The organism is Ectothiorhodospira mobilis (assembly GCF_900114895.1).
Classification (GTDB): Bacteria; Pseudomonadota; Gammaproteobacteria; order Ectothiorhodospirales; family Ectothiorhodospiraceae; genus Ectothiorhodospira; species Ectothiorhodospira mobilis_A.
Map to the genome: position 1 here is coordinate 21,222 of NZ_FOUO01000017.1, position 23,152 is coordinate 44,373.

A 23,152-nucleotide genomic window follows, 5' to 3' on the forward strand; every position below is an offset into this window, starting at 1 on the left:
ACCATGCACGCACGCCATCGCATCGCCGGCACCGTGCTGGCCCTGCTCCTCACCCCGCCGCTCATGGCCGGGGAGGGGGCCGGGAAAGGCGCCGGGGAAACCGTTCCCCCCGCCGATCTGCGCCAGGTCTACCGCCAGGCCCTGGAGGCGGACCCGAAACTGGGCGCCCAACGCTACCGCCTGGAGGCCCTGAAGGCACAGCGCCGCGAGGCCCTGGCCGGGCTGCTGCCCCAGGTCACCGCCAGCGGCGAGATCCGCAAAATCCGCCGCGACCAGACCAACTCCGGCCTGGGGGGCGGCACCGATGAATCCGTGCGCGACTTCGACCAGACCCGCTACAGCGCCCAGATCCTCCAGCCCCTGTTCGACCTGCCCGCCTGGCGCGGCCTGCAGCGGGGCGATGACGAGGTCGACCGCGGCCAGGCCGAACTGGAGGCCGCCCGCCAGGACCTGGTGCTGCGGGTCACCGAGGCCTATCTCGGCGTCCTCTCCGCCCAGTCCGAACTGGCCCTGGCCCGCAGCGAATACGAGGCCATGCAGGCCGCCCACGAACGCGTGCAGGGGCTCTACGAGGAAGACCTGGCCGCCGTCACCGACCTGGAAGAGGTGCGTGCCCGCCGCGACAGCGCCCGCGCCCGGGTGATCCGCGCCGAAGGGGAGCTGCGCATCGCCCGCGAGGCCCTCACCCGCATCACCGACCGGCGCTACACCCAACTCGCCGGCCTGCGTCCCGGTGTGAAACTCCCCGGCCCCGGCGGGGATAACCTGCAGGCCTGGGTGGAGCGGGCCATGGAGGCCAACCCCCGCATCGCCGCCGCCCGCGCCGGCGTGCAGACCGCCACCACCGACATCCGCGCCGCCCGCGCCCGGCACTACCCCAGCCTGGACCTGGTGGCCGGCTACAGCTACCTGGACGACCTGGACGGCAGCCCCTACGGCCGCGTCTACGAAGACGAATACATCGGCCTGCAGCTCAACGTCCCCATCTACAGCGGCGGCGGCGTCGGCGCCCGCGCCCGGGGCGCCGCCCGCGAACGCGACCGCCAGCGCCAGATCCTGGAGGCCACCCGCCGCGAGGTGCGCGCCAACGTGCGCGCCGCCTACGAAGGCCTGGCCAGCGGCCGCGCCGAGATCCGCGCCCTGGAACAATCCGTACGCTCCAACGAGCGCAGCGTCGAGGCCGTGGATGCCGCCTTCCGCGCCGGCCTGCGCCCCCTGGCGGACGTCCTCGACGCCCAGCGGGAACTCTTCGCCGCCCGCCGCGACCTGGCCCGCGCCCGCCACGAATACCTCCTGGACCTGTTCCGCCTGCGCCAGGGGGCCGGGGCGCTGGATGAGAACGACGTTGATACCCTCAACCGCGTGCTGGCCACCGCCCCTTGATCCCGCCTCTTTGGCGCAACCACCTTGATCCCAACGGGTTCCCTCTGTCCCTTCGCCATGCTCATGCTGGCCATCCTGGTCGGTACGCTGCTGCCCGCACACCGCTTGCCGTCCTGGCTTCCCAACGACAAGCTCCTGCACGTCCTGGCCTATGGCCTGGCCGCTGTCCTCCTGATCCTGGCCCTGCCCCCCGGCCAGGGGCGCTGGATCGGGCTGCTGCTGCTGTTCCTCACGGGGTGGCTATTGGAGCACCTCCAGCGCTACGTACCCGGCCGCGGCTACTCCCGCGGCGACCTGGCCGCCAACGCCCTGGGCATCGCCGGCGGCCTCACCGGCACCAGCCTGGCGGGTCTGTGATCCCGTTCCCGCCCATGTCGCAGCAACACCCCATCACCAGGTCGCACCGCAAGTGTCGCGCCAAATCCTGATCACCGGCGCCACGGGATTCATCGGCACGGCCCTGGCCCAGCGCCTGGACGCAGAAGGGATGGCCGTGCGGGGCACCGTTCGGCATCAAGCCCCGAAGGATGCGCCCTACCCGGTCATCCCGGTGGGGGATCTCAATGGGGACACCCCCTGGCGGGCCGCCCTGCAGGATGTGGATACCATCGTGCACCTGGCCGCCCGGACCTTCGTGCCAAAGGCCCCGGAGGCCGCCCCCCTGAGCGCCTTTCGCCGGGTCAATGTGGAGGCCACCGCGGCCCTGGCCCGTCAGGCCGCCCGGGCCGGGGTGCGGCGCTTCATCTATGTCAGCACCATCAAGGTCCATGGCGAATCCACCCCGCCGGACCGGCCTTTCCGTGAACAGGATCCCCTGTCTCCTGCCGATGCCTATGCCCGATCCAAGGCCGAGGCGGAGGCAGCGCTGCGAAGCATCGCCCGGGAGACGGGTCTGGAAACGGTGATCCTGCGCCCGCCGTTGGTGCATGGTCCCGGCATGGGCGGCAACCTCGCCCGCCTGAGGCGCTGGGTGCAGCGGGGCGTGCCCCTGCCCCTGGGGGCGGTGACCGGAAACCGGCGCAGCCTTGTGGGGGTGGACAACCTGACGGATCTCATCCTCCGGTGCGTGGACCATCCCGCGGCGGCCCATGAGACCTTCCTGGTGGCGGACGGCCAGGATCTTTCCACCGCCGACCTCCTGCGCGCCATGGGCAAGGCGGCGGGCCGCCCGGCCCGGCTCCTGCCCGTGCCGGTGCCGGTGCTGCGCGCCACGGCCTCCCTCCTGGGGCGGGAGGAGATGGCCCGGCGCGTACTGGATTCCCTGCGGGTGGATGCCTCCAAGGTGCGCCGGGTACTCCAATGGCAGCCGCCGGTCCCGCTGGAACAGGGGCTTGCACGGGCCATGCAGCCGGGGGATCCATGACCGCCCGGTCCAACGAAGCGGGGCGCCGCCAGGCCACCCTGTGCCATCCAACGGCAGACCCCCTCATGGGTGGAAGGATGCGCAGGGAACGAGGCACCCAAGGACTGGCATGCATCCCCGCGGCCAGGGGGGGCATCTTGTATCGGTGAGAACCGTGTCCTTGTTGCGGTATTACAGGGATTGTTAACATTACCGATTCTGCGAGAATCCCCGCATTCAGGACGAGCAACCTCCATGCCCCGTACCGCACTCATCACCGGCGTCACCGGCCAGGACGGCGCCTATCTGGCCCAGTTCCTCCTGGAGCGCGGCTACCGCGTACACGCCACCTACCGGCGCAGCAGCGCCGTCAACTTCTGGCGCCTGCAGGCCCTGGGGATCCAGGACCATCCCCAGCTCCATCTGGAGCCCTTCGACCTCACCGACATGGGCAGCGCCATCCGGCTGATCGAGCGCACCGAACCGGATGAGCTCTATAACCTGGCCGCCCAGAGCTTCGTGGGGATCTCCTTCGACCAGCCCGTGGCCACGGCCCAGATCACCGGCGTGGGCGTACTCCATCTCCTGGAGGCCGTGCGCAGCGTCAATCCGCGCATCCGCTTCTACCAGGCCAGTACCTCCGAGATGTTCGGGCAGGTACAGGCCGTACCGCAAACGGAAGACACCCCCTTTCACCCCCGCAGTCCCTACGGCGTGGCCAAGCTCTTCGCCCATTGGGCCACGGTCAACTACCGCGAGAGCTACGATCTGTTCGCCACCAGCGGCATCCTGTTCAATCACGAGTCCCCCCTGCGCGGCCAGGAATTCGTCACCCGCAAGATCACCCATGGGGTGGCCCGCATCCGCCACGGCCTTCAATCCCGCCTGGAACTGGGCAATCTGGACGCCCGCCGCGACTGGGGCTATGCCCCGGAATACGTGGAGGGCATGTGGCGCATGCTCCAGGCCGAACGGCCGGAGACCTACATCCTGGCCACGGGGCGCACCGAGAGCGTGCGCGATTTCGTTACCCTGGCCTTCCGGGCCGCCGGGATCGAACTCGTCTGGGAAGGGAAGGGCGAGCAGGAACAGGGCATCGACCCGGCCACCGGACAGGTGCGGGTGGCGGTCAACCCTGCCTTCTACCGGCCTGCCGAGGTGGATCTGCTCATCGGCGACCCCGCCAAGGCCCGGCGTGAACTGGACTGGACCCCGCGTACCGATCTGGAAGCCCTGTGCCAGCTCATGGTCCGGGCCGATCTGGAACGGGTGGCCCGGGAGGCGGGCAGGGCATGAGCCGCATCGTCCTGGTCACCGGCGCCGACGGCTTCACGGGCCGCCACCTCGTCCAGGCCCTGGAAGAGCAGGGCGATGGCGTGGTGGCCGTAACGGGGCCCGGCCATGGCGGGGAGGACGGCGCCTCCTGCGATCTCACCGATGCCGCCGCCGTGAAAGCCCTGGTGCAACGGAGCCGTCCCACCCATGTCATCCACCTGGCCGGCGTCAGCTTCGTAGCCCATGCCGACCCGGAGGCCTTTTACCGCGTCAACGTCCTGGGCACGGCCCACCTCCTGGAGGCCCTGGCGGCACTGGATGCCACCCCGGAAAAGGTCCTCCTCGCCAGTTCCGCCAACGTCTACGGCCGGCCCGCTGTGGAATGCATCGCCGAGGATCTCTGCCCGGCCCCGGTGAACCACTACGGCTGCAGCAAACTGGCCATGGAGCACATGGCCCGCACCTACGGCGACCGCCTGCCGCTGATCCTCACACGCCCCTTCAACTACACCGGCCCCGGCCAGGACGAACGCTTCCTCATCCCCAAGATCGTCGCCCACTACCGGGGCCGTGAACCCGTCATCCAGTTGGGCAATATCCAGGTGAGCCGCGATTTTTCCGACGTGCGCGACATCACCCGCGCCTATCTGGCCCTGCTGGAGAGCGATGCCCGGGATGTCACCTGCAACCTCTGCAGTGGCCGGGCCATCGCCCTGGAGCGCATCATCGCCTTCATGGACGCATTGGCGGGCTATACCATCCAGGTGCGGGTCGATCCCCGTTTGGTGCGCCGCGACGAGATCCCCGTGCTCATGGGCGATCCCACGCGCATGCGGCGGCTCACCGGCATCACCCCGCGCCCCATCGAGGAGACCCTGGCCGATCTCTATGCCGCCGCGGCGGGCGCCTGAGCCGGCATGCGCGTCCTGCACGTCTTCAAGACCTACTTCCCCGAGACCCAGGGCGGACTGGAGGAGGTCATCCGCCAGATCTGCCGCCACACCCGCCCCCTGGGGGTGGAATCCCGCGTCCTCACCCTGGCCCGGCGGCCCCATCCGGCCTGTGTGCAATTGCCCGAGGCCGAGGTCTATCGCCATCGCCGCTGGGCCGAGATCGCCTCCTGCGGACTCTCCCCCGCCTTCCCGGCCAGCCTGCGCCGCCACGCCGCCTGGGCCGATGTCATCCACTACCACTTCCCCTGGCCCCTGGCGGACCTGGCCCACCTCATCCATGCCCCAGCCGCCCCCGCCCTCATCACCTACCATGCCGATATCCTGCGACGGAGCCCGCTCCTGGCCCCCTACCGGCCCGTCATGCACCGTTTCCTCTCGCGCCTGGATGCCATCGTCGCCACCTCCGAGGCCTACGCCCGCACCAGCCCGGTCCTGCGCCGCCATGCCGGGCGGGTGCATATCATCCCCATCGGCCTGGACGACGGCCCTGCACCCATTCCCGATCCCCAACGCCTGCAGTCCCTGCGGGAGCGGGTAGGGGAGGGGTTTTTCCTCTTCATCGGCGTCCTGCGCTACTACAAGGGCCTGCATATCCTGCTGCAGGCCCTGCACCGGATGGACCGCACCCACGGCGGCGGCCCCCGCGTGGTCATCGCCGGCAGCGGCCCCATGGCCCCGGCCCTGCACCGCCAGGCCCGCACCCTGGGGCTGGACCGGGTCACCTTCCTCGGGTCCGTGAGCGATGCCGACAAGATCGCCCTCCTGCAGCTCAGCCGGGGCATCATCTTCCCCTCCCACCTGCGCGCCGAGGCCTTTGGCGTCACGCTCCTGGAGGGGGCCCGCCAGGGCCGTCCCCTCATCAGCACCGAACTGGGCACCGGCACCAGCTTCGTCAACGCCCACGGCGAGAGCGGCCTGGTGGTCCCCCCGGGAGACCCCGCCGCCCTGGCCGGGGCCATGCAGCGCCTGGAGGCGGATCCCCAGCTCACCCGCCGCCTGGGCCTCGGCGCCCGCGCCCGCTACGAGCGCCTGTTCACCGGCCCGCGCATGGCCCGGGGCTACGTCGACCTCTACCACCGCCTCTGCGCGGCCCCCCGCGGCGAAGGGCCATGAGCGCCGCTCCGGGACTCATCCTCACGGTGGACCTCCTGCACGCCCGCTGGGCTGCCCACCCCCTGGCGGCACAGCTCCACCGCCAGATCCAGCAGCGGCGCGCCCGAAGGGCCCTGCAAGGCATGGAGGATCACCAGGAACTTCTGTCCGCACCCTCTACACGCCAGTACCTATGAACATCATTCTTGCCGTCGATGCCCTGCGTCCCCCCCTTACCGGGATCGGTCGCTACACCCTGGAACTCATCAAGGGGCTGGAGCAGCACCCCGACCGCCCCTCCATGCGCTATTTCGCCCGGGGCCGCTGGTTCACGGACCCCCTCACCCCTCTGCATGCGACTCAGGGCGGCGTGGCCGCCCCCTTGCGGGCCGCGCTCACCCGTTCCCGCATCGTGGCCGGGGCCTATCACCACTTGGCCCCTCACTACTACGCCTGGCGCCTGCGGGGGCAGGAAGACGCCCTCTACCACTCGCCCAACTTCTACATGCCGCCCTTCCGGGGTCGGCGTGTGGTCACCATCCATGATCTCTCCACCTACCTGTACCCGGAATGCCATCCCCCGCATCGCGTGCGCATGATGGCGCGCGAACTGCCGCGCGCCCTTGAACAAGCGGATCACATCATCACCGTCACCGAGGCCGTGCGCCGGGAACTCATCCTGGATCACGGCGTGCCCCCCGGGCGCATCACCGCCATCCACAACGGTGTCGATCCCGGTTTCCATCCCCGGCCACCACAGGCCCTGGCCCCGGTGATGGCCGCCCATGGGCTGCGCTCCGGAGGCTACATCCTCTGTGTGGCCACCATCGAGCCGCGCAAGAACATCCGTCGCCTGATCCAGGCACACCAGGCCCTGCCCACGGCGCTGCGCCAGGCCTATCCCCTGGTGCTGGTGGGAGGCGAGGGTTGGAACAGCCAGGACATCCACCAGCAAATACATGCCGCCACCACCCGGGGCCATGTGCGTTACCTGCGCTACGTGCCCGAGGACCATCTGCCCGCGCTCTATGCCGGGGCCTTCCTGATGGCCTATCCCTCCCTGTATGAAGGCTTCGGCCTGCCGGTGCTTGAGGCCATGGCCAGTGGCACCCCCGTGGTCGCCTCCACGTGTCCCTCACTGATGGAAGTCAGCAATGGCGCGGCCCTGCACCCCGATCCCCTCAGCGTGCAAGCCCTGACCCAGGCCCTGCAACAAGGGTTGGAAGACGCCCCCTGGCGCCGCCAGGCAAGGGAAAAAGGCCTGCAGCGGGCGGCCACCCTCACCTGGGATGCCTGTGTCCAGCGCACCCTGGACCTGTACCGAGCCCAGTGGGCCCTGGCCCAGAGCTGAGCCGCGCTGACATGCCTTTGCCCACCTTGCTATCATGCAGCCCCTGAAAGGACTCCCAACCATGTCGCTACGCAGCCAGATCGCCCGACGTTTGCCGGCCCCCCTCAAACAAAAGATTCGTGCATGGGTCTGCGGCACCACCGCCGCCCCCCAGGAACCCGACCAGGAACATCCCCATCCCCGCGCGTGCCTGCGCCAGGGCGCCCAGGAGGGCCAGCCCCTGACCCTGTGCGTGGTGCCCGGCGACATCATCTCCGATAGCCTATTGATCTCGGGCGTATGGGAACCGGAACTCACCCAGGCCTTGTTGGAGGACGCCGCCCGCGGTGGGCTCATGGTGGAGGTGGGGGCCAACCTGGGCTACTTTTCGTTGCTCTGGGCCGCCGCCCACCCGGATAACCGGGTCCAGGCCTTCGAGCCCGCGCCGCGTAACCTGCAGCTCTTCTGGCAAAGCATCCGCGACAACCAGCTTCAGGATCGCATCAGCGTGTTTCCCGTGGCCGCCGGCCCCCGGCTTGAGGTGGCCGACTTCGACAGCGGCCCGGATGCCCAGACCGGCTGGGGCGGGGTGGTCAACAATGCCGCCACGGCCACCAGCCCCTCCCGGGTCATCGTGGCCCCCCTGGATACCTTGCTCGCGCAGGTGCCTTTTGTGGATGTCCTGAAAATCGACGTGGAAGGCTTCGATACCCAGGTGCTCGAAGGCTGCCACACCCTGCTGGCCGAGCGCCGCATCGGCAAGATCTACTTCGAGCAGAATCACCCTCGCATGCAGGCCCTCGACATTGATCCTGGCCAGGCCCAGGCCCTGCTCACTCGCCAGGGGTACCGAACCGAACGGCTCACCGGCGGCGGCACGGATGTAGAGGAATGGGTAGCCGAGCCCATCGCCGGCTGAGCCGGATGCCTCGCTCCCCTATTTGCCAGGCCAACGTAATGCCCAAACTGTTCAGCGACACCCATCACATCCACACCTTGCGGCAGCGCCTGCACCACCGCCTGCAAAACCCGATGGACGGGGAGGCCGCCCAGGCGCAATCCCTGCCCCAGCCCACCGCGAGCACGCCCCCCCAGGGGCGGGGGGCATGGATCCGTCATCGGCTGGAGGCCTGGCGCCGGGAGGGCTACCATCCCCGCTGGCTGTTGCTGCGCATTCCCGGCCTGCGCAGCCTCTATACATTGCAACGGGGCCTGCGACGGCTACGGCCGCTGCTGCTGGAGATGCGTCACACCCAGGTACTACAGGGCGAGGCCCTGCAGCGCCTGGAGCAGCAGCGCCGTCAGGAACGCATGGCACACCAGCAACAAGCCGAACGTCAGCGCCTGGAACTGGCCTTCCTCCAGCATGAGCTGGCCCAGTGGCGTCAGGCCGCCGCATCTCCCGCCCACGCGGCCGACCCGCCAGCCCCCGCCGAGCAGGCCGATCCCCAACTGCAATCCTGGTATCTGGACTTTGAACAACACCACCGGGGGCAGGCCGCCGAGATCCGCGAGCGCCAGCGCGCCTATCTGCCCTATGTTCACCGGGCCATTCCCGACGCCCTGGATGGCACGGTGGTGGACCTGGGCTGTGGCCGGGGTGAGTGGCTTCAGTTGCTGCGCGAGGAAGGGTTTCAAACCCTCGGCGTGGACAGCAACCCGGCCATGGCCCAGGTGGCCCGGGAACAGGGCCTGACTGTCCATGAGACGGATCTGCTCACCTATCTGGACCTTGCCGGAGAGGAGGGCGCCGCCGTGGTCAGTGCCTTCCACGTGGTGGAGCACCTGCCCCTGGAAGCCCTGATGCGCCTGCTGCGCCAGTCATTTCGCGCCCTGCGCCCCGGCGGCCTGATCATCCTGGAAACCCCCAACCCGGAAAACCTCCAGGTGGGCGCCTACAGCTTCTGGATGGACCCCACCCACTGCAAACCCCTGCCGCCCCCGCTGTTGCTGCACATGGCCGGTTACGTGGGGTTTGTCGATCTGCACATCCATCGCCTCAACCCCTGGCCTCAGCATCAGCCTGCCTCCCAAGGGAATGGGCAAGGGGATGGGCAAGGGGATGGGCAAGGGGATGGGCAAGGGGATGGGCAAGGCGACCCGGACACCGTCGAACAACTCCATCACCTCATCTATGGCGCGCAGGACTACGCCCTCATCGCCCGCAAGCCCCTCCGTGACCCCGATGCCTGACAGCCACGCTTCGCAAGACGCCGACACCCTCCTGGCCGCCGTGCCCGCCCCCCTGGCCACCCGCGTCACCGGCGGGCAGCTCATCCTGGGCGTGTACGATATCGAGGCCGGGGCCTGGGATCGGGCCTGGGCACTGGGCCAGGCCCTCTACGCGCTGTCGGGCCTGCCCCTGCGGCTGCTCCTGATCAACCGGGGCAACGCACGCCAGAAAGCCCCTCAAGCAACCGATATACCACTCCAGGTGGAGGTCATCGCCGACACGCCGGCCACCCTGGCCCCCATCCTGCCCCAACTGGAAGCCCTGCTGCTGCCGGCCAGCGAGGTGGCACGCTACCAGGCATCGCTCACCCCCCTGGCCATCCCCCTGCTGGCCCAGCTCCCCGCCGATGCCCAGGGCTGGGAGGGACCCGGCCTGGGGGTGAGCGATGCCCAGCCCCGGGAACTGGCCGGCCTGCTGCTGCTGCTGGCCACCGACCCGCCCACCCGGCGCCGCGCCCTGGACAGCCAGTGTCAGCACCTCCAGGCCCAGGGCGGAACCCTTTCCCAACACTGGCGTATGGAAGGCGTGTTCGATTCCAGCTACAGCCTGGCCATCGTCAATCGTCGCCTGGCCATGGCCCTGGACACCCCAAACACCCCCGCCGCCCTGTTCACCTACGAGCAGGGCGACCATCCCGCGCCACACTTCGAGGCCCTGGAAGACCCCGTCACCCTGCGCCGTCTCTGGCAGCGGGGCCAGCACACCCTGGCCCCTGCCGTGGCCCTGCGCAACGCCTGGCCCCCCGTGGTGCGGGACATGCGCGGCCATCGCCGCATCCTGGCCAACTACGCCTGGGAGGAAACCCGCTTCCCCGAGGCCTATGCCCAGGACTTCAACCGCGTGCTGGACCTGATCACCGTGGTCTCCCATCAAACGGCCCGCTTCCTGCAGGATGCCGGCACCCGCGTCCCCATCGCCGTGGTGGGCAACGGCGTGGACCACCTGGCCCACATCGCCCCCGAACCGCCCCCCGTCACCCTGCCCGAGGGTTTCCGCTTCCTGCATGTGTCCTCCTGCTTCCCCCGCAAGGGGGTGGACGTATTGCTCAAGGCCTATGGTCAGGCCTTTCGCGCCCACCACCCGGTGGTGCTCATCATCAAAACCTTCCCCAACCCCCATAACGATGTCCGGGAACAGCTACAGCAGCATATCGACCGTGACCCCGGCTACCCCCGCGTGGACATCATCATGGATGACTGGTCCCCGGCGCAGATGACCGGCCTTTATCAGGCCTGTCAGGCACTGGTGGCGCCCAGCCGGGGCGAAGGGTTCGGGCTGCCCATGGCCGAGGCCATGATTCATCGCCTGCCGGTGATCGTCACCGGCTGGGGCGGGCACCGGGATTTCTGCAACGACGACACCGCCTGGCTGGTGGACTTTCAGCTCACCCCCGCCAACACCCACCTGAGCGAACATGGCTCCCTGTGGGCCGAGCCCGACGCCAACGATCTCGTCCGCCGCCTGCGCGAGCTCTACATCACCCCGTCGCAGACCCTGCAGCCGCGTCTGGACAAGGCCCGCGACACCATCCTCTCCCGCTACACCTGGGCCGAGGCCGCCCGCCGCACCCGCCAGGCCCTGGAGCACATCAATGCCCAGCCCGGCCCCCTGGCCCCCGAACCCGTCGGCTGGGTGAGCACCTGGGGCAGTCGCTGCGGCATCGCCGCCTATTCCGCCCACCTGAGCGCCCGCTTCGAACCCGATCAGCTCCATGTCTTTGCCCCCCTGGACGAGACGGTGGAGCAACCCGACCCCGCCCATGTCACCCGCAACTGGCACCTGGGTGGCCAGGGTCTGGAGGCCATCGTCGAGGCCGCCGAGGCCCGGGGCCTCAAGGCCATGATCATCCAGCACCACTGGGGCTTCTACACCCTGGATACCCTGGCCCGCTTCATTGAGGCATTGAGTCAACGCGGCATCCGCATCTGCCTGGACATGCACAACACCCGCGGTGCCCCCGCCGCCGTGCGCGAGCCCCGCTATCACGCGGCCTTGTCCCGCTGCGACCGCATCCTGGTACACACCCAGGACGACATCCGCTGCGTTCAGGACTGGGGCCTGGCCGATAACATCACCCTCTTCCCCCTGGCGGTCTACCCCATTCCCCGACCCGATGCCGGCGCCCTGGCGGCCCGCCGCCAGGCCCTGGGTCTCGATGGGCGCCAGGTCCTGGCCACCTATGGTTTTCTCATGCCCCACAAGGGGCTGCCCCAGGTGATCGAGGCCCTGCCGGCCTTGCGCCGCCAGCACCCGGACCTGCATCTGCTCATGGTGAATGCCCGTTACACCCCCGAGGTGTCCGACCCCGAGCACAAGCGCCTGCAGGCCCGCATCCGCGAACTGGGGCTGGAAGATCACGTCACCCTGGAAACCCGCTTCCTGCCCGAGGCCGAATGCCTCACCCTGCTGGGCCTGGCCGACCTGGTGGTCTTTCCCTACCAGCGCAGCCGCGAGTCCTCCTCGGCCGCGGTGCGCATGGCCTGTGGCGCGGGGCGGCCCATCGCCGTCACCCCCCTGGACATCTTCGAGGATGTGGCCCCCGCCACCCTCACCCTGCCGGGGGCGGATCCCGAGTCACTGGCCCAGGGCATCGGCCAATGCCTGAGTCAGCTGCGCGATGCCGACTTCCGTGAGCAGGCCGGGCGCCAGGCCCTGGAGTTTGCTAACACCCACGATGCCCGCCGTCTCAGCCGCCGCCTGCGGGACATGGTCACCGGCCTGATGCGCCAAGTGGAGGGGGAGGCGTGAGCCTGGCCCTGTCGCTGAGTCGTGCCTGGGCCTATCGGGGGTTCATCCTCTCCAGCGTGCGGCGCGAACTGCGCAGCCGCTATAGCGGCAGCCTGCTGGGGATCTCCTGGGCGGTGATCCAGCCCTTTTCCCTCATCGTGCTCTACAGCGTGGTGTTCTCTAACATCATGCGGCCCCTACTGGCCGACCACGACGCCCCCATCGCCTACACCGTCTACCTCTGTGCCGGCCTGCTCAGCTGGAACCTGCACAGTGAGCTGCTCAGCCGCTGCGTGGGCATCTTCGTGCACAACGGCAACCTGCTCAAGAAGGTCAGTTTCCCCAAGCTCACCCTCCCGGCCATCGCCATCCTGGTGGCCCTGTTCAACTTCGCCATCATCATGTTGATCTTTCAGGGGCTTTTGCTGGTGATTGGCTATTTCCCCGGCTGGGTGGCCCTGGCGGCCCTGCCGGTGATCGCCATCCTGGTCACCTTCAGTGTGGGGCTGGGGCTGCTGGGCGCCACCATCAACGTGTTTTACCGGGATGTGGAGCACCTCCTCGCCATGGTGCTGCAGTTCTGGTTCTGGTTCACTCCCATCGTCTACACCCTGCGCATCCTCCCCGACTGGGTGGCGGATCTGCTGGTGTTCAACCCCATGGTGCCCATCGTGGTGGCCATGCAGGATATCTTCCTGGATGCCCGTCAGCCCCACTGGCCCAGTCTGCTCTACCCCCTGGGGCTGGCCGTGCTGTTCCTGGGCCTGGGGTTGCTGGCCTACCGGCGCCTGGGTGACGACATCGTTGACGAGCTATAACCGGACCAACACCATGGGGCATATTCGCGCCACCCATCTGGGCAAGGCCTACAAGCGTTATCCACATCGTTGGGGGCGGGCGGCCGAATGGCTCGGCCTGGGCTGTCATCACACCCCCCACTGGGTGCTGCACGACATCAACCTGGACATCGCCCCTGGCGAGGCGGTGGGCATCATCGGCCTCAACGGCGCCGGCAAAAGCACCCTGCTCAAGCTCATCACCGGCACCTCCCGGCCCACCTGTGGCCAGGTGGAGGTGGGCGGTCGCGTCTCCGCCCTGCTGGAACTGGGCATCGGCTTTCACCCGGAGTTCACCGGTCGGCAGAACGTATGGAATGCCGCCCGCCTGGCCGGCCTCGAACCGGCGCAAATCCAGGCCTGCATGCCCGATATCCAGGCCTTCGCCGACATCGGCGATTACCTGGATCAGCCGGTGCGCACCTACTCCAGCGGCATGCAGGTGCGCCTGGCCTTTGCCGTGGCCACCGCCACCCGCCCGGATGTGCTGGTGGTGGACGAGGCCCTGGCCGTGGGGGATGTCTTCTTCCAGCAAAAATGCTTCGAACGCATTCAGGCCTTTCGTGAGCAGGGCACCACCTTATTATTTGTCTCCCACGCCATGAGCACCGTGTACACCCTGTGCGACCGGGCCCTCCTGCTGGAGGGCGGGCATGTCACCTGCGACGATGAGCCGCGTCGTGTGATCGATCTGTACAACGCCCGCCTCGCCAGCCAGGGGGCGCAAGGCGAACTGCAGGTGGCCACGGGCGGGGAGGGCGACGCCCCCGTGGGTTCCTATGGCAACGATCAGGCACGGATCACCGGGGTGGAGATCCTGCACAACGAGCAGCCGGTGCATGCGCTGCCCGCCGACAGCGAAGTCACCGTACGCATCACCGCCGCCTTCCAGGCCCCGGTGGCCGACCCCCATGTGGGCCTGCAGGTGCGCGACCGCCGCGGCGAGATCCTCTACATGACCCACACCCACGGCCAGGGGCTGCGCATCGGCCCGGTGTCCGCAGGGGCCGTGGTGCAGGTGGATTACCGGTTCCGGGCCAGCCTCATCCCCGGTGACTACACCCTCACCGTGGGCATTGCCGACCAGGCCATGCCGGGCGGGCATGTGCGCCGGTCCCTGGTCCGCCGCCAGGACGCCGCCGGCTTCACCCTCACCCGCAACCTGGATGCCCCCCACTGGGATGGGCTGTGCAACCTGGCCCCCACCTGCCGCATTCAGCGTATCAATGAGGGGTCGCCGGCCTCCGGCTGAACCTGCACATCCAGCACCAAGCCTTCCCCGGGCAGCGACACCCGCCCCTGTTCGCGCCAGCGCGCGTCGTACAGGCGGACCTCGCCCGTGGACAGATCCCGCTCACCCCGCTCGGCAATCTGGGAGATGCCCACCGCCCAGCCGTCCTGGAGCCGCGCCACGCCCCGGGGAAACCCGCCCGTTTCCAGCCGCCAGCCCCGCGTGTTCACCAGCGCCCCCTCCGCCGAAGAGCAGGTGTGCAGTACACCCTCATCACGCCAGACGTTGTGGGCCTGCACCCCCAGGGGCACACGCTCCAGAGGCGGCGTGGTACGGCCCGCCAGGGCGCTGGCCACATCAAAGGCCAGCAACAGGCTGGGGCCGCGGCGGTGGGCCAGCACCCACACCCGGTCATCCTCGAAATACAGGGAGTTCAAGTGATAAACGTCCGGCTCCTTGCCACGGCTGCGGGGCAGGGGCCGCCAGCGCCGCCAGCGCCCGTGGTCATCGCGCAGGGCCACCCAGTCATCATGGGAGCAGGTCACCCACAGACGGCCGTGGGCCATGGCAATCTCGTGCATGTCCCGCAGGGGGAAGGGAGCCTGCCAATGCCAGCGTCGCCACCCCCGCCGCGACATCACCAGCAACCGACCCGTTTCCTGCTCGGGCGGGCGCGCCGAGGACACCATGCGACACCGGGCCGCCACCACCCAGCTGTCATCCAATCCTAACCTGGCCAGGCCATAATACAGCCCCTCGCCGCGGCGCAGGGGCCGCCAGCGCAGGCTCGAGGGGTCGATCTCCAGCACGGAATGGGAAGTGGTCACGATCAGTGGCATGCCGCTGCGCCGCAGGGGAAGGGGGGAGCAATCATAGGCAGTACAACAAATTGGTGCAAAAACTCCCAGGGCTCTGCTACCATGACCATGCTTGCGCAAAGCAGACGCTACAGCCTCTTCCGAAGCGGATTGTGGTGGGCGCCCCTGGCAAGCACATCCCGGCGGTCAAATCCTGCCGCTTGGCGGGTGTGGGGATTGACCGGCGCAGAGGGGTTGCTGCAGCATTCCTTGAGTCGGTTGTACCTGGAACCGGTTGGACGGCCAGAGGCCCTCGGAAGCACAACACGCTCCATGAGCTGTTGCGTCTTGGATTAGAGTAGTTTTTTTGAGAAAGTCTTTCTCTCAGTTCAATATTAAGGAGTTCCTGAATATGGCTTCGATTTACGAAAACCAGGTTTACACGATGTTCGTCGGCTACTTCGGCCGGCCGCCTGCTCCCAGTGGCCTCCAGTACTATACGGATCTGATGGACCAGAGCGGGGGCAACTGGAAGATCATCGTTGACGATTTCTGGAACTCCGAAGAGTCCCAGAGCCTTTACACCCAAGGCTCCACCGAGGCCAAGGTGAACGCCGTGTTCAACCAGCTGTTCGGTCGCGACGCAGCGGTTGAAGGCCTGAACTACTGGACCAATCAGGTGCAGACCGGCCAGGTCTCCCTGCCGGAATTGACCTACGTGATTGCCAACAATGCCGCCGAGGCGGACCGCGCCGTGGTGGATGCCAAGGTGGACGCCTCCAAGGCCATGGTGGCCGAGATGGACACCACCGATGAAATCCTGGCCTTCCAGAACAACCTGGCAGACGCCCGCGAGGCGCTGGATGGCGTGAAGTCCACGGCAGATGCTGAGGCATTTGATGCTGCGGCTGTGGTGGCTCAGATTGTGGATGATGCGCCTGGTGGTAGTGGGACTGTGGGGGATACTTTCACGCTCACTGCAGGTACCGACAACTTAACCGGTACTGCCAACAATGATACTTTTGTTGCCGATTACGATGTAGATGCTACTAAGCAAACCCTCTCTAATTTGGATACTATCGATGGCGGTAACGGTACAGATACTATCCAATTGTCCGACGACACGGCTGCCGTAACACTTCCATCTACGATCACTGTTACTAACGTTGAGAATTTTGTAGCAAATGTTTCTGATAATTTAACCGCGGATGTCTCTGGCTGGGAAGGTTTGACTTCTGTTGATGCACAGATCGTTGGTGGTAATCTCGTCTTGACAGCTGCTTCAGGCATTGATGTTACTGCAGGCAACGTCGATGGCACAGTTGATGTTACCAATGCTGCCACAGTTACTATTGAAGACGCTGACGCGACTTCAGTAATTGCTATTGAAACTGGTTCAGTGACAACTTCAGTTTCTGTAACTGGCGGCGATGATATCGAGATTGACCAAGCAGCTGCAGTAGCAGATGATGCCGATCTCTCTGACGATGCGAACTCCACTACTCTTGAATCCGTTTCCATTGACGGTTCAGTTGGTTCGGCACGCATTGAATCTGACGCGCTGACTTCTCTTTCTCTCGCTAATCTTGAAACTGCTGGCGAGTCTTTCGTTGTTGATAATGCTAATCCGGAAGGTCATGATTTGACCTTGGATCTGGACAACGTTGGTTATGACGAAGACGGTGCCGCAGTTGCTAATGTTTATGTAGATGATGCTACTGCAGATAAAGTAAATGTGCGTCTGGCAAGCAATTCCAATATTCACCTGATTGCTGACGTAGCCACCGAGTTGTCTGTTGCTGGCGCTGGTCTGCTTACCCTGAACATGGGTGGTGGTGACGAGCTGGACGATACCGACACTGTTGAAACAGTAACCATCTCTGAAGATGCTGGTTTGGTGGCAAACCTATCTGGCATCTCCAGCCTGACAACCATCTCAGCCAGCACTTCTACTGCAAACAATGACCTGACTGTTGCTAACACAGTTACCTCACTGACTGCGGGCTCTGGTGCTGATGAAGTCGAGTATACCGGCGCTCTGGCAGCAGATGCTACCGTAGTACTGGGTGCTGGAGATGACACCTTTACAGCAGCTGCAGCAAATAACGCTACCTCTTCGGTTGATGCTGGTGAAGGTAACGACACTTTGGCTTTGGCTAACGCTACTGATGCTGATACAGCCGCAGAAGCGGATGTCTACAGCAACTTTGAAGCTTTGGAAGTTGGCGGTGGCCAAGGTACTTACGAACTGGATCTGCTTGGCCTTACCGACATCAAAATCTCTTCTGATGTGGCGGCTGGTGTTGTCCTGAACGATGTAGCGGCTGGAGCATCAGTAACTGCTACAGCGACTGCATCTACAGATTTGAACATCACAACTGATGCTGTTGAGTATGTGTTGGAAGACGCTACAGGCACCTCAGATGCTGTAACTGTGAACCTGAATGCTGTCGACGGTGATGACGATGGCACCACTACCGAGGGTGAGGTTACTCTGGGCGAGTTCATCGCTAACGACATCGAGAAAGTCACTGTTGCGTCTAATGCTTTGACTGTCGATGCTGACGATGAGTCAACTACGAATACTGACGAATCCACTACAACTGATGAGTACATCAACACAGTTTCCGTGTTGAAGGGTGACGCCATCAAGACTTTGGAACTGACTGGCAATGCTCAGGCAGTGGTCACTGTAGGTGCTGATGACGCTGGCGCAACTACCGTTGACAATACTGTAGTGACACAAGTCGATGCTTCTGAGAATACGGCTGGTGTTACTGTGAATATGTCGACTCTTGATGATAATGCTGACGTTGTCGTTAACACCACCGCAGTTACCTTTAAAGGTTCTGAGGGCGATGATACATATGTAGCCTCTCACAATGGGGATATCATCCAAGGTAATGGCGGTGCAGACACCGTTTACCTGAGCGACAACGGTGAAATCAATAACGATGGTACTGATGGTGCGCTGACCTTGGGTGCTGCAACAAACGCTGACGAGACTGTTCGCTTCGTTGCGGCAAGCGATTCTCAGCTGACTCTTACCGACACCAACGATGACGGGGACGCTGATACTGCCACCGGCTATGATGTTATCGAAAACTTCGGCACTGCTGGTACTGACATCATTGAGTTGTCTTCTTCCTTAGGTTTGGCTACTGGAGACGCCCGCTCCGATATCGTCCAAAAAGGAAGCTTTACAGCAGGTGTAGCGAATCTCGAAGACTTTATCGGTGACGGTGTAGATTTCTTCGATACCGGCTTGGTAGATCGCGCTGTGGCTTTTGCAACAGACGGTACTGATGGCTATGCATTTGTTGATGCTAACGGTGACGGCGACTTCACACAGGGAGATGATATGTTTATCGAGCTCTCTGGTGTCACAACTCTTGCCGTTAGCGATGTCTCTTTCGGCTAAATACCTATAATCCCTCTCCCTGAGAAGGATGCCTATCACCAGATAGGTTAGGCTACAGAGCCCCCGGCCAACCCTGGTTGGGGGCTTCTTCTTATAAGGCACTTGAGCAAGGATGCTCGGTGCCAAGCAATTGACAACGTTGCAATTCCCCCGGCCATGTGCCGGGATTTTTTTGGTACGATGGCCGCAGCATCTATCCATCCACGGAGACCCCATGCCCCAATGGATCGCGCTATCCCGTAGCCAACACGCCGATCATCACTACCTGCCTCGTGACGGCTATCACTTCGCTACCCATCAACCCGTGGCCACTATCCTGCTCGCCGAGCTTTCCAAGCTGTTGCCCCACTATGCCTTGGGCTTCATCGAGCAAGGGGAGGGCTACCAGCCCGTAGCGTTGCTGAGCCTCAATGGCCAGACCAACCTCTACGTCGCCCCCAACGGCAAATGGCTGGGCAGCTATGTCCCGGCATCATTGCGCGGCTACCCGTTCACCTTGGCCCACAAGGGGCAGGATCAGGTACTGGCCATCGCACAGGAGTATGTGACCAAGGATCAGGGCGAGCCCCTGTTCGACGAGGAAGGCAATCTCGCCGTTCCCGTGCAGAAGACCCTCGACTTCCTCAACCAGTGCGAGAAGAACCGTGAGCTGACACAGCAGGCCGTGAATGCCTTGAGCGATGCCGGAGTCATCGAGCCATGGCCGCTCCAGATCGCGCGTGGGGAAGGGCAGGAGCCGCTCAAGGTCAATGGCCTGTACCGTGTCAGCGAGAAAGCGCTCAATGCCCTCGATGCTGATGCCTACGCCAAGTTGCGGGGTGGCCCGATGGCTCTCGCTCATGCCCAGCTGTTCTCGATGGGGCAGCTCAACCAACTGGTGGAACGGGCTAAGTTCTGAGGGGTGGGGACAGGCACTCTTGAGTGTTTCGGTCGGTGATTCGCCTCAGGGCCGTTATGACAACCGCCCCACCACCGGCGCTGTGCCCAGACTCCGATCCTGAACCGCCCTCAGCCCCTCATTGTTCCCTGAGGGGTGGGGACACGCGACCGGGAGAAGGACAGGCACTCTTGAGTGCTTCGGTCGGTGATTCGCCTGATGGGCCATTATGACAACCGCCTCACCACTCACGACCTCACCTCGGCATGACCGCCGCAGGCAAGCCACTCGGTGCAGGCTCAGAAAGGCCGTCAGGCCACCGATCGTCGACGCTCTCGGTACAACGCCTCAAACCGCATGCTCTGGTCCAGCCATTGGTCCGGGGTGATGCCCAGCCGCTGCAGGATCGGCGGCAGGGTGTGGGCAATGGCACCCTTCTTTCTTGGGTCGATGGCCCGCCCCGCTGGAAGAAGGACAGGCACTCTTGAGTGTTTCGGTCGGTGATTCGCCTCAGGGCCGTTATGACAACCGCCCCACCACCGGCGCTGTGCCCAGACTCCGATCCTGAACCGCCCTCAGCCCCTCATTGTTCCCGATCTCGCCCCCCTTACCTGAACACCACTCACGACCTCACCTCGGCATGACCGCCGCAGGCAAGCCACTCGGCAGCCGGGAGAGGGACAGGCACTCTTGAGTGTTTCGGTCGGCATGAGGGGTGGGGACAGGCACTCTTGAGTGTTTCGGTCAGTGATTCGCCTCAGGGCCGTTATGACAACCGCCCCACCACCGGCGCTGTGCCCAGACTCCGATCCTGAACCGCCCTCAGCCCCTCATTGTTCCCGATCTCGCCCCCCTTACCTGAACACCACTCACGACCTCACCTCGGCATGACCGCCGCAGGCAAGCCACTCGGTGCAGGCTCAGAAAGGCCGTCAGGCCACCGATCGTCGACGCTCTCGGTACAACGCCTCAAACCGCGTGCTCTGGTCCAGCCACTGATCCGGGGTGAACCCTAGCCGCTGCAGGATCCGGGGAGAGGGACAGGCACTCTTGAGTGTTTCGGTCGGTGATTCGCCTCAGGGCCGTTATGACAACCGCCCCACCACCGGCGCTGTGCCCAGACTCCGATCCTGAACCGCCCTCAGCCCCTCATTGTTCCCGATCTCGCCCCCCTTACCTGAACACCACTCACGACCTCACCTCGGCATGACCGCCGCAGGCAAGCCACTCGGTGCAGGCTCAGAAAGGCCGTCAGGCCACCGATCGTCGACGCTCTCGGTACAACGCCTCAAACCGCGTGCTCTGGTCCAGCCACTGATCCGGGGTGAACCCTAGCCGCTGCAGGATCGGCGGCAGGGTGTGGGCAATGGCACCCTTCTTTCTTGGGTCGATGGCCCGCCCGGTGAAATCCACCAGCGCCAGGTAATCCTCGAAGGCGAACGGGATGCCGGTTTGCGCCTCCCGAACCAGTGCACCCTCGAAATGCAGTAGCGGCTTCACCGGCCCATCGAACCGCAGCAGGGCGTCCATCTGCATCTGTTCACGCACGGCCTGGGCCAGGTCGAACCGGGGCGTGATCCGCTCTTTGATACTAGTGTGCTCCGAGTTCTCAGGGGTGTCCGCTATCCCGGCCCGCAACGGGTTGAGATCCACATAGGCCATGCAACTGAGCAGCGCCGCCTCGGTGCGCAGAGCCTGGGACTTGAACCGCGCCTCCCAGAAGTGCCCGGTGCAGCCATCCTCCTGGTTGGCCTGCCGGGCGATGGGTTCGTTCAGGCACTTCATGAACCAGCTCAGGTCCGCCAGTCGTTGCCGGTAGCACTGGGTAAATTCCGCCACCTGGGCCAGCTCGTAGCTTTCCTGCGGGTCCCCGGCCAGATACCGCTGGACCAATAGCGGCCCCTTGAACAGGCAACTCCAGCGCCGCAGCACCTCATCATCCGACCATGGCTCGGCCTGGGCGGGATCCAGCTTGACCACCACATGATAATGGTTGGACATGACTGCGTAGGCGGCGATGTCCACGGCGAACAAGGAGGCCAGCAGCCGGATGCGATCCTCGATCCATTGCCGCCGATGCTCATAGCTCTTGCCGGTGACCTGATCCTGTCCACACAGGAAAGTGCGCCGCACACAGCGCGACACGATGTGGTAGTAGGGGGTGTCGGTAATGGATATCTGTTGGCTGCGTGGGCGTGGCATGGGTCCCTCCTGGACGGTGGTTCCCGACCGATCCGGTGGCCGGGTTACGGATAGATTAGCGCAGGGGCCGACTGCTCTTGAAGGGGGTTAGGGCGTGGTAAAGTGAAGGGCTGCTACAGGAGTGCACATGACCGAGCAAGATGCCGACAGGCCCACGGACCACGACAGCCCCTGGAAGGAGGCTTTGGAGCACTACTTCCAGGAATTCACGCAGCTGCTCTTCCCGGCGATCTACGATGAGGTGGGCTGGCCCCGGGGTTACAACCCGATGGACAAGGAGCTGCAGCAGATCACGGCGGATGCCAACACGGGTCGACGCCATGCGGATAAGCTGATCCAGGTGTATGCCCGGGATGGCAGTGAGACCTGGGTGCTGATCCACGTGGAAGTTCAGGGCGCGCCGGAGGAAGGATTTGCGCAGCGGATGTACACTTACCAGTACCGCTTGCGGGATCGCTATGGGGTGGATGTGGTGAGTCTGGCGGTGCTGGCGGACACCCGCGAGCGCTTTCGGCCGTCGGCCTTCCAGTACGAGCGCTGGGGCTGCATGCTGTCGTTCACGTTCCCCATGGCCAAGTTGATCGATTGGGAAGCCCGCTGGGCGGATCTGGAGGCCAGCGACAACGTCTTTGCCCTGGTGGTGATGGCGCAGATCAAGGCCAAGCGCGTCAAGGATGGTGCCACGCGCAAGGACGTCAAGATCGCCCTGGTTCGGCTGCTGTACGAACGGGGCTACAGTCGCGAGCAGATCGTGCAGCTGTTCAGGATCATCGACTGGATGATCCAGCTGCCCCGAGATCTGGAACCGGAGTTTGTGCAGGCGGTCTACGCACTACAGGAGGAGAAGATGATGCCGTACGTGAACACGATCGAACGCGTTGAGCGAGAGAAAGCGCTCCAGCAGGGGGTTGAGCAAGGGATTGAGCGAGGTCGCCATCAAGGGGTGGAAGGTACCCTGCGCAAGCAATTAGCCCTGAAATTTGGCGAGTTGCCTGAATGGGCAGACGAACGCATAGCCGCTGCCACGGATGCCCAGCTAGATGATTGGGTGATGCGGATTCTGGAGGCAGACAGCCTGGAGTCCCTGCTGGGCAAGCACTGACCTCGTACTCATCCCGTCTCCTTCTGGCGTTGGGCTGGAAAAGGGATGGGGTGAGGCGTTGCGACAGAGGTTTCATGAGCGAGCTACTTGACCCCACCAACGACTATGTCTTCAAACGGCTGTTCGCCGAGGCGCCGGATTTGGTGGTGGATCTGATCAACGATCTGCGTTCGGACCTACCCGACATTGCTTCGGTGGAGATCCTGAATCCCAATATCGAGCCGACCGAGCTAGGGAAGAAGCAGGGAAGAAAGACGTACCTGTCCGGTAGCCCCCGTATTCCATAGCCCCCACTGATCCTCCATCGTCACCGGTACGATCTCAAGCAATAGAGGGGATGTGGCGGATGAG

The 23,152-nt window shown here is 64.9% G+C and carries 18 protein-coding genes and 1 pseudogene; 17 read left to right on the forward strand and 2 right to left on the reverse strand.

Translation table 11 applies throughout. The annotated features are described in order from the left end of the window. Positions 1-3: 3 nt before the first annotated feature. The 13 genes from BM214_RS10795 to BM214_RS13050 all read left to right on the forward strand — a co-directional run bounded on the left by BM214_RS10795 (position 4) and on the right by BM214_RS13050 (position 14,423). The gene (locus BM214_RS10795) at positions 4-1,383 is read left to right on the forward strand and encodes a TolC family outer membrane protein (protein ID WP_090486939.1); all 1,380 of its coding nucleotides are present in this window, start codon (positions 4-6) and stop codon (positions 1,381-1,383) included. A gap of 24 nt (positions 1,384-1,407) precedes the next feature. Then, positions 1,408-1,740 (forward strand): VanZ family protein, encoded by a 333-nt coding sequence (locus BM214_RS10800; RefSeq protein ID WP_218149063.1) that lies wholly within the window; start codon positions 1,408-1,410, stop codon positions 1,738-1,740. 52 nt (positions 1,741-1,792) lie between these two features. Continuing rightward, positions 1,793-2,746: an NAD-dependent epimerase/dehydratase family protein gene (locus BM214_RS10805; protein WP_090486944.1), complete on the forward strand. Its 954-nt coding sequence runs from the start codon at positions 1,793-1,795 to the stop codon at positions 2,744-2,746. 234 nt (positions 2,747-2,980) lie between these two features. Continuing rightward, entirely contained in the window at positions 2,981-4,021 is a 1,041-nt protein-coding gene (gene gmd / locus BM214_RS10810; protein ID WP_090486948.1) for a GDP-mannose 4,6-dehydratase, read from the forward strand. Next, positions 4,018-4,911: a GDP-mannose 4,6-dehydratase gene (locus tag BM214_RS10815; RefSeq protein ID WP_090486951.1), complete on the forward strand. Its 894-nt coding sequence runs from the start codon at positions 4,018-4,020 to the stop codon at positions 4,909-4,911. Before gmd ends, BM214_RS10815 begins: the two co-directional genes overlap by 4 nt. A 6-nt stretch (positions 4,912-4,917) precedes the next feature. Beyond that, positions 4,918-6,066 carry a glycosyltransferase gene (locus BM214_RS10820; RefSeq protein ID WP_090486954.1) on the forward strand — a complete coding sequence of 383 codons (1,149 nt, stop codon included), beginning with the start codon at positions 4,918-4,920 and terminating at the stop codon, positions 6,064-6,066. After that, positions 6,063-6,242, forward strand: a complete 180-nt coding sequence (locus tag BM214_RS10825; protein ID WP_090486957.1) for a hypothetical protein — start codon at positions 6,063-6,065, stop codon at positions 6,240-6,242. The genes BM214_RS10820 and BM214_RS10825 overlap by 4 nt, the downstream gene beginning before the upstream one ends. Next, positions 6,239-7,396 carry a glycosyltransferase family 4 protein gene (locus BM214_RS10830; RefSeq protein WP_090486959.1) on the forward strand — a complete coding sequence of 386 codons (1,158 nt, stop codon included), beginning with the start codon at positions 6,239-6,241 and terminating at the stop codon, positions 7,394-7,396. Before BM214_RS10825 ends, BM214_RS10830 begins: the two co-directional genes overlap by 4 nt. Before the next feature lie 61 nt (positions 7,397-7,457). Continuing rightward, the gene (locus BM214_RS10835) at positions 7,458-8,294 is read left to right on the forward strand and encodes an FkbM family methyltransferase (RefSeq protein WP_177217658.1); all 837 of its coding nucleotides are present in this window, start codon (positions 7,458-7,460) and stop codon (positions 8,292-8,294) included. 38 nt (positions 8,295-8,332) lie between these two features. Then, entirely contained in the window at positions 8,333-9,568 is a 1,236-nt protein-coding gene (locus BM214_RS10840) for a class I SAM-dependent methyltransferase (RefSeq protein WP_177217659.1), read from the forward strand. After that, complete coding sequence (locus BM214_RS10845) at positions 9,561-12,356, forward strand: glycosyltransferase family 4 protein (RefSeq protein WP_090486973.1); 2,796 nt, start codon at positions 9,561-9,563, stop codon at positions 12,354-12,356. Before BM214_RS10840 ends, BM214_RS10845 begins: the two co-directional genes overlap by 8 nt. Beyond that, positions 12,353-13,153 (forward strand): ABC transporter permease, encoded by an 801-nt coding sequence (locus tag BM214_RS10850; protein WP_090486976.1) that lies wholly within the window; start codon positions 12,353-12,355, stop codon positions 13,151-13,153. Before BM214_RS10845 ends, BM214_RS10850 begins: the two co-directional genes overlap by 4 nt. Positions 13,154-13,166: 13 nt before the next feature. Further along, a complete protein-coding gene (locus BM214_RS13050) occupies positions 13,167-14,423 on the forward strand; it encodes an ABC transporter ATP-binding protein (protein WP_090486981.1) in 1,257 nt (418 codons plus the stop codon). Here BM214_RS13050 and BM214_RS10860 read toward each other — a convergent pair. Continuing rightward, positions 14,387-15,241 (reverse strand): hypothetical protein, encoded by an 855-nt coding sequence (locus tag BM214_RS10860; RefSeq protein WP_090486984.1) that lies wholly within the window; start codon positions 15,239-15,241, stop codon positions 14,387-14,389. The two genes, BM214_RS13050 and BM214_RS10860, sit on opposite strands and share 37 nt — an antisense overlap. A gap of 325 nt (positions 15,242-15,566) precedes the next feature. Between BM214_RS10860 and BM214_RS12435 the strand changes: the two genes are divergently transcribed. Beyond that, positions 15,567-18,620 carry a DUF4214 domain-containing protein gene (locus BM214_RS12435; RefSeq protein ID WP_143096387.1) on the forward strand — a complete coding sequence of 1,018 codons (3,054 nt, stop codon included), beginning with the start codon at positions 15,567-15,569 and terminating at the stop codon, positions 18,618-18,620. 214 nt (positions 18,621-18,834) lie between these two features. Continuing rightward, positions 18,835-19,518 carry a SapC family protein gene (locus tag BM214_RS10870; RefSeq protein WP_177217660.1) on the forward strand — a complete coding sequence of 228 codons (684 nt, stop codon included), beginning with the start codon at positions 18,835-18,837 and terminating at the stop codon, positions 19,516-19,518. 1,230 nt (positions 19,519-20,748) lie between these two features. On the opposite strand, the gene BM214_RS10875 is transcribed toward BM214_RS10870, so the two are convergent. Beyond that, entirely contained in the window at positions 20,749-21,699 is a 951-nt protein-coding gene (locus tag BM214_RS10875; RefSeq protein WP_090486994.1) for a transposase, read from the reverse strand. A 127-nt stretch (positions 21,700-21,826) separates the two neighbouring features. On the opposite strand from BM214_RS10875, the gene BM214_RS10880 reads away from it, so the two are divergent. Continuing rightward, complete coding sequence (locus BM214_RS10880) at positions 21,827-22,801, forward strand: RpnC/YadD family protein (RefSeq protein ID WP_090486996.1); 975 nt, start codon at positions 21,827-21,829, stop codon at positions 22,799-22,801. 74 nt (positions 22,802-22,875) lie between these two features. Continuing rightward, positions 22,876-23,043 (forward strand): annotated as a pseudogene (locus BM214_RS10885) (Rpn family recombination-promoting nuclease/putative transposase); the annotation flags it as partial. Between the last annotated feature and the right edge of the window lie 109 nt (positions 23,044-23,152).

What these genes read in the sequence shown, in the direction of transcription:
- BM214_RS10795 (WP_090486939.1), top strand. Translation starts at nt 4, where the DNA reads ATGCACGCACGCCATCGCATCGCCGGCACCGTGCTGGCCCTGCTCCTC.
- gmd (WP_090486948.1), top strand. Translation starts at nt 2,981, where the DNA reads ATGCCCCGTACCGCACTCATCACCGGCGTCACCGGCCAGGACGGCGCC.
- BM214_RS10815 (WP_090486951.1), top strand. Translation starts at nt 4,018, where the DNA reads ATGAGCCGCATCGTCCTGGTCACCGGCGCCGACGGCTTCACGGGCCGC.
- BM214_RS10820 (WP_090486954.1), top strand. Translation starts at nt 4,918, where the DNA reads ATGCGCGTCCTGCACGTCTTCAAGACCTACTTCCCCGAGACCCAGGGC.
- BM214_RS10825 (WP_090486957.1), top strand. Translation starts at nt 6,063, where the DNA reads ATGAGCGCCGCTCCGGGACTCATCCTCACGGTGGACCTCCTGCACGCC.
- BM214_RS10830 (WP_090486959.1), top strand. Translation starts at nt 6,239, where the DNA reads ATGAACATCATTCTTGCCGTCGATGCCCTGCGTCCCCCCCTTACCGGG.
- BM214_RS10835 (WP_177217658.1), top strand. Translation starts at nt 7,458, where the DNA reads ATGTCGCTACGCAGCCAGATCGCCCGACGTTTGCCGGCCCCCCTCAAA.
- BM214_RS10840 (WP_177217659.1), top strand. Translation starts at nt 8,333, where the DNA reads ATGCCCAAACTGTTCAGCGACACCCATCACATCCACACCTTGCGGCAG.
- BM214_RS10845 (WP_090486973.1), top strand. Translation starts at nt 9,561, where the DNA reads ATGCCTGACAGCCACGCTTCGCAAGACGCCGACACCCTCCTGGCCGCC.
- BM214_RS13050 (WP_090486981.1), top strand. Translation starts at nt 13,167, where the DNA reads ATGGGGCATATTCGCGCCACCCATCTGGGCAAGGCCTACAAGCGTTAT.
- BM214_RS10860 (WP_090486984.1), bottom strand. Translation starts at nt 15,241, where the DNA reads ATGCCACTGATCGTGACCACTTCCCATTCCGTGCTGGAGATCGACCCC.
- BM214_RS10870 (WP_177217660.1), top strand. Translation starts at nt 18,835, where the DNA reads ATGCCCCAATGGATCGCGCTATCCCGTAGCCAACACGCCGATCATCAC.
- BM214_RS10875 (WP_090486994.1), bottom strand. Translation starts at nt 21,699, where the DNA reads ATGCCACGCCCACGCAGCCAACAGATATCCATTACCGACACCCCCTAC.
- BM214_RS10880 (WP_090486996.1), top strand. Translation starts at nt 21,827, where the DNA reads ATGACCGAGCAAGATGCCGACAGGCCCACGGACCACGACAGCCCCTGG.